The sequence below is a fragment of the Corynebacterium sp. genome (assembly GCF_043426755.1).
Lineage (GTDB): Bacteria > Actinomycetota > Actinomycetes > Mycobacteriales > Mycobacteriaceae > Corynebacterium.
The window spans coordinates 73280-79279 of sequence record NZ_JBHWRP010000087.1; the positions used below are offsets into that span (position 1 = coordinate 73280).

The 6000-nt window shown below is 58.9% G+C and carries 5 protein-coding genes; 1 reads left to right on the forward strand and 4 read right to left on the reverse strand.

The genetic code is table 11. The features are described 5' to 3' along the window. Positions 1-74: 74 nt before the first annotated feature. Together ACHFGA_RS08900 and ACHFGA_RS08905 are read right to left on the reverse strand one after the other, a co-directional pair. Complete coding sequence (locus ACHFGA_RS08900) at positions 75-857, reverse strand: hypothetical protein (protein ID WP_394282033.1); 783 nt, start codon at positions 855-857, stop codon at positions 75-77. 178 nt (positions 858-1035) lie between these two features. Then, positions 1036-2481: a tryptophanase gene (locus tag ACHFGA_RS08905; RefSeq protein WP_394282034.1), complete on the reverse strand. Its 1446-nt coding sequence runs from the start codon at positions 2479-2481 to the stop codon at positions 1036-1038. Positions 2482-2663: 182 nt separating this feature from the next. Here ACHFGA_RS08905 and ACHFGA_RS08910 point away from each other — a divergent pair, with 182 nt between their 5' ends. Continuing rightward, positions 2664-3542 carry a DUF1906 domain-containing protein gene (locus ACHFGA_RS08910; RefSeq protein WP_394282039.1) on the forward strand — a complete coding sequence of 293 codons (879 nt, stop codon included), beginning with the start codon at positions 2664-2666 and terminating at the stop codon, positions 3540-3542. Positions 3543-3628: 86 nt separating this feature from the next. On the opposite strand, the gene ACHFGA_RS08915 is transcribed toward ACHFGA_RS08910, so the two are convergent. Continuing rightward, the gene (locus tag ACHFGA_RS08915; protein ID WP_394282035.1) at positions 3629-5299 is read right to left on the reverse strand and encodes a cation acetate symporter; all 1671 of its coding nucleotides are present in this window, start codon (positions 5297-5299) and stop codon (positions 3629-3631) included. 3 nt (positions 5300-5302) lie between these two features. Next, entirely contained in the window at positions 5303-5581 is a 279-nt protein-coding gene (locus ACHFGA_RS08920; RefSeq protein WP_048402637.1) for a DUF485 domain-containing protein, read from the reverse strand. Positions 5582-6000: the final 419 nt, after the last annotated feature.

Consider the following 6000-nt stretch of genomic DNA (forward strand, 5'->3'; position numbering starts at 1 on the left):
CGCAGAACTTCTTGTAGTTCGTTTATCGAAGATTAGCCCGATCAACCTCGGGCTGTCGCTTCACACCAGCACCGTCAGCAGCGCACGTCTCGGATTGTGGCTTGGAGACAACTCATGAACTTGGAGGCTGGTTTGAAGTTAAACTCGTGAAAGACGACGGTGTCACCACTTGCTTCGCCGAAGCCCTCACCAGCAGAGGTGGTCCACAAATTGAGATGGAGCTGCTGGGCGTGAGACGCGGGCACATGGTCCGTGGCGGTAACGTCGGAGAGCACGGTGCCGTCGGCAAGCGTTGTCTCCACATGGAGACGCCCCGGCTGCCACGTTGCGGTGGTGATCAGCTCCACGGTGCCCGACGGCACGTCAAACTCGTCGAGAGTGAAGCGCTGGCCGTCGGCATCCGCGTACATGGTCGCGCTGCCCTGAATCTGGTCGCGATCGGCGTCACCCCAGCGGGAAATCTCATTGAAATCTATCTCTGTAAACCCGCCTTGTGCCGTGTAATCTGGCAAGACGCGATCGGCCCAGTCATAGGTGAAGATCCCCAGCACAGTGTTGGGGTCATAGGCCTCAAAGTCACCGGAGTAGCGCAGAGTATAAGTGCCATAGCCCATCGCTTGATCAGAGGTAAGCTCCACCCCGCCGTCAATCCCCTGGGACTGCAGCACCAAGTCACCTTGGTCGTTTAAGGTAGCGCCATCTACCCAGTAACTTTCTCCGGTCTCTGGGTGTGTAGCCTGTGGCCCGCCCCAGGTGACCACCCCGTCGTTTGTCCCGCGGATCGACCACGTGTGACCCTCCCAGTCAAGAGTCTCCAGCCCAAAGTTAGAAGAGAACGTGGTCGAGGTGTTGGACATAGAATCTCCGAAATCGATAGCAGCAGGAATCGCCACCACCATACTGGCGGCCACGAGAAGTGCGCACCCGTATCTCTTCTTCACGTTGAGCTTCTTCCCGGGCCATCCCGCCCTGCTGTTACTGATCTCTCAACACCCGCTCTCGCCAGAGAACCGTATCAGCCACGACAGATGATATTTAAAGGGAATCGCCGAAATCTTCCCGGAACTTCGCCACCAGATCCTGAGCCCACGTGCCCTTCGGTGCCAGGCGGCCGTAGAAGAAGCGCAGGATCTCCGGCTCTTCCGCCCACTCCAACCCGCCGATCAGGTGACGATTTTGGTACAGCCAATCAATCCGGTCAATGGTGTAATTCACCTGGGACAACGTGAATACGCGCCGCGGCATGGCCAAGCGGACAAGCTCCATGTCGGCCAATGGCTCCACGCCCTCGTCGTCACGCTGCTCGCTCATCGTGCCACGCTCCATGCCACGCACGCCCGAGGCAATATACAGGGCAGCGGCCAGCGCGCCCGCAGGGTATTCGTTCTGCGGGATGTGGTCCACGAAACGCATCGCATCCACGTGCGCCCCCAGCCCGCCGGCAGGCGTAATCACCGGGATATTGCGGCGATCAAGCTCGCCCACCATGTATTCGATAAACTGCGGACCCTGGTTGATCATGTCCTCATCCATCGTCTCATCCAAGCCGACGGTGATTGCTTCCATCTCGCGCACGGACATGCCCCCATAGGTCAGGAATCCCTCGTACATCGGCACGTATCCGCGCATCCGCTTGTACATCTCTTCATCGCGGATGCAGATACCGCCACCACGACCGAATCCGAGCTTGCGCGCGGAGAAGTAAATCACGTCGGCGCACTTGGACATTTCCGCAGTGATCTCGCGTATCGACGAATCCTTGTACTGCTCTTCCCGTGTCTTGATGAAGTGCAGGTTATCGGCTAGCAAGGAGGCGTCGAGCACCATCGGCAGATCAAATTCCTGGCACACAGCGTAGGCATCGCGCAGGTTCTGCAGCGAGAACGGCTGGCCACCGATCAGGTTAGTGCCGGCCTCCATGCGGACGAAGGCCACCTTGGACGGGTCTGCCGCAACGGTCTCGCGCAGCTTCTCCACGTCAATATTGCCCTTGAAGTTGTTGGTCGATGTCACTTCAAGGCCAGCTTCTTCAATCAGCTCGATGACCTCTCCCCCGCGGTGGGTGATGTGCTGCTTGGTGGTAGTGAAGTGGTAGTTCATCGGCACCGTCGTGCCTGGGCGGACCAGTACTTCGGCGATGATATTTTCGCACGCGCGGCCTTGGTGCGCTGGCAGGAAGTAGTCCATGCCGAAGAGTTCGCGCACCTTGTTTTCCAGACGCGTGTAGGTGGCGGAGCCCGCGTAGGCATCGTCGGCGTTGAGCATGGCTGCCTGCTGGTCCTGGCTCATGGCGTTGACTCCGGAGTCAGTGAGCATGTCTAGGAACACGTCCTTGTTCTGCAGCAGGAAGGTGTTGTAGCCTGCTTCATCCATGGCCGCCATGCGTTCTTCCACGGGCAGAAGCGTGAGCTTCTGAATGATTCGGACCTTATGCATCTCCAACGGCAACTGCTGCCCACGGAAGAACTTCACTTTAGACACGGCAAAACTCCTTAATATTCATACAGTTGTCCGTTCTGAGTCTGCCATGTCAGCCTGATACCCGTGGAGGTTTCAGGAAAACCATGCGGGATAGCCAAACTTGTTGAGCCACCAAACACCGCTAGCAGCTTGTGACAATTGTTGCTACCGTGACAGTTGTGTCTAAATCCGAGAATAACTTCATGAACCACTATTCCCGACGCGGCTTCATGAAGGCCGCCTCCATCGCAGTGGCCGCAGGTGCCGTAGGCTCCGCCGCCGTTGCTGCTACCCCATCCGCATCCGCCCAAGGCCGTATCCTTGGCACCGTCGTCGACTATTCCGCCGGTGTCCCCACCGGCAGCTCGGTGAAGGCTGCTGGCCACATGGGCGCAGTCCGCTATGTTTCCCAGGCCCGCCCCGATGCCATTTCCTGGATGAAGGGCAAGCCAGTCAGCCTCACCGAAACCCGCGATTTCGCGGCTAACGGCCTGGCTACGGCCTCCGTCTATCAGTTTGGTCGCGCCAACAATGCCGACTGGCTGCAGGGCGCAGCCGGTGCCGCCACCCACGCGCCCCAGGCCATCAACCTGCACCAGGCAGCCGGTGGGCCGACCGGTCGTCCAATCTATATTGCGATCGACGACAACCCCACTTGGGCGCAGTACACCAACCAAATCCGCCCCTACCTACGGGCCTTCCAGGCAGCCCTGACCGCGGCCGGTTACCAGACCGGCGTGTACGGCAACTGGAATGTCATCGAGTGGTGCATACGCGACGGTATCGGCGCCTTCTTCTGGCAGCATGATTGGGGTTCCGGCGGCAAAATTCACCCGCGCACCACAATCCATCAGAAGGCAAAGTGGCAAGCCTATATCGATGGCGTGCAGGTGGACATCAACAACGTCTACGCTTCCGACTGGGGCCAGTGGACCCCGGGACAGCCACCGGTCCTGCCGAACGCTCCGACAGAAGGATCGTCGATAAGCGATGCCGCGAACCTGTCCTCGCAGATTGCAAGCCAGGTACCCGCGGAGGATATTCAGCGCGCCATCGATAGCGCGCGTAAGTTCTTACCTTAAGAACTAGCAGGCAGTAGAAAAACGCCCGGTTACTCCTTTCGGAGTGACCGGGCGCTTCTCTTGAACCGGAGTCGAGTGGTCCAAGCTTAGTGGTCGACTGGCTTCTCCACACCAACACCTGTCAGCGAACGCACTTCCATTTCGGAGGCGAGGTGATCCAGGTTGTCTGGCTTGCCGACGAAAGTACCGATGATGCCGGCCAAGAAGCCCAACGGGATGGAGACGAGACCTGGGCTGGTCAGCGGGAAGATGGACCAGTCAGCGCCTGGGAACATTGCGGTCTCTGCGCCGGAGACTGCCGGCGACAGGAAGATCAGCACCAGGGCGGAGATCAGGCCGGTGTACATGGAGGCCACAGCGCCGGTGGTGTTGAACCTCCTCCAGTAGAGGGAGAAGAGGATGGTCGGAAGGTTGGCGGAGGCCGCGATAGCGAAGGCCAGGGAGACAAGGAAGGCCACGTTCTGCGACATCGCCAGGATGCCCAACACAATCGCTACAACACCAATGACGACCACGGTGATTCGTGAAACGCGAACCTGCTCCGCTTCCGAGGACTGGCCATCGCGCAGCACCGCGTCGTAGATATCGTGCGCGACAGAGGCAGACGCGGTAATCGCCAGGCCTGCCACCACGGCGAGCACTGTAGCGAAGGCCACCGCGGAGATCAGGGCCATGAAAATTGATCCGCCGAGCTCGAATGCCAGCAGCGGTGCCGCCGAGTTCGCCCCGCCGGGGGCCGCCAGGATACGGTCAGGACCAACCAGTCCGCCAGCTGCGTAGCCGAGCACAAGGGTCATCAGGTAGAACGCGCCGATCAGGACGATCGCCCAGGTCACAGACTTGCGGGCTTCCGTTGCGGTTGGAACGGTGTAGAAGCGCATCAGCACGTGAGGCAGGCCCGCGGTACCCAGCACCAGGGACAAGCCTAGGGAGATAAAGTCCAGCTGCTGCACAGCGGAGCCACCGTACTTCAGGCCCGGCTTGAGAATGTCAGCCGCTGCATAGCCCTGAGCCTTGATGTAGTCGGAGGCGGCGTGGGTGTTGATCGCGGACTCGAACAGGGCGCCGAAGCCGCCGCGCACAGCGATGAACACCATCACGGTCATGATGCCTACACCACCGACCAGCAGAACGGCCTTGATCATCTGGACATAGGTGGTGCCCTTCATGCCGCCGATCAACACGTAGGCGATCATGATGACGCCGACGATCGCCACACAGATGGCCTGGGCAGGGAAGCTGTGAAGGTTCAGCAGCACGGAGACCAGCGAACCAGCGCCAGCCATCTGAGCAATCAAGTAGAACAGGGAGACAAAGAGGGTGCCGAAGGCTGCGGCTACGCGCACGGGCTTCTGGCGAAGGCGGAAAGACAGCACGTCCGCCATGGTGAAACGACCCACGTTACGCAGTGGCTCAGCCACTAGGAGCAGGGCCACCAGCCACGCGACGAAGAAGCCAATGGAGTACAGGAAGCCGTCGTAACCGCTCAGTGCGATCGCGCCGACAATACCCAGGAAGGATGCGGCAGACAAGTAGTCACCCGCGATGGCCAGACCATTCTGGGTACCGCTGAAGGTTGCGCCACCGGTGTAGAAGTCAGACGCTTCCTTGGTGGTCTTACCTGCGCGAGACACCACGGCGAGGGTGACGATGATGAATACGGCGAAAACGCCAATATTGAGCCAGGGATTTCCGACGGCTGCAGCGTCGGCTTCCTGTGCCAAGTGAACCAGGTTCACGGTATTAAGAGTGCTCATTGTTTAGCCCTCCATTTCTTCACGAATTGCGGCCGCCTTCGGCTCGATGTTCTTGTTGGCGTACACCACGTAGATCCAGGTGATCAGGAAGGTGGTGAAAAACTGGGCCAAGCCCAGCCACAGGCCTACGTTGAGGCCGAGGAACGGCTGCGCCATCGCGTCAGGGAAGTACGTGGCGACGAGCACGTAAAAAACAAACCACACAAAGAAGAGCACGGATACCGGGAAGGTGAACTTCCGGTAGGTGCTACGCAGTTCTTGGAACTGCGGGCTCTTTTGCATGGCGATGAATTCTTCAGAGGTGGGTTCCCTTCGGGTCACACCTGCTGCGGGTGGATTTGTCACAGTCGACTCCTTACATCATGTGAAATCTCTAACTTCACTACAGAGGAAAGTTACATGGCTCACATTGCAAGGTCGATCGAATTCAGTGGCGAAGAGCGGATTAACTAAATTTGCCACCCCCGCAAAAGTCTCCCACCAGCAGTTTAGATAGGTGATACATTCCCCCCACGGGCACCAAAAAGCCCCCTTTGCGAAGTTTGCAAAGGAGGATGTGGCGCACAACACATCATTTACATGTGTTACACATCACCGGGGAAAGTACGTGGATCATTTGAGAGTCGCTCCCCCTCAATGCGCGACAAGAGGTCCATCTCCTCGCGCGTGAGACGGAAGTCCACTGCGCCAATATTTTCCTC

Coding starts and splice junctions, on each gene's coding strand:
- ACHFGA_RS08900 (WP_394282033.1), bottom strand. CDS start 857: ATGTCCAACACCTCGACCACGTTCTCTTCTAACTTTGGGCTGGAGACT.
- ACHFGA_RS08920 (WP_048402637.1), bottom strand. CDS start 5,581: ATGCAAAAGAGCCCGCAGTTCCAAGAACTGCGTAGCACCTACCGGAAG.
- ACHFGA_RS08915 (WP_394282035.1), bottom strand. CDS start 5,299: ATGAGCACTCTTAATACCGTGAACCTGGTTCACTTGGCACAGGAAGCC.
- ACHFGA_RS08910 (WP_394282039.1), top strand. CDS start 2,664: ATGAACCACTATTCCCGACGCGGCTTCATGAAGGCCGCCTCCATCGCA.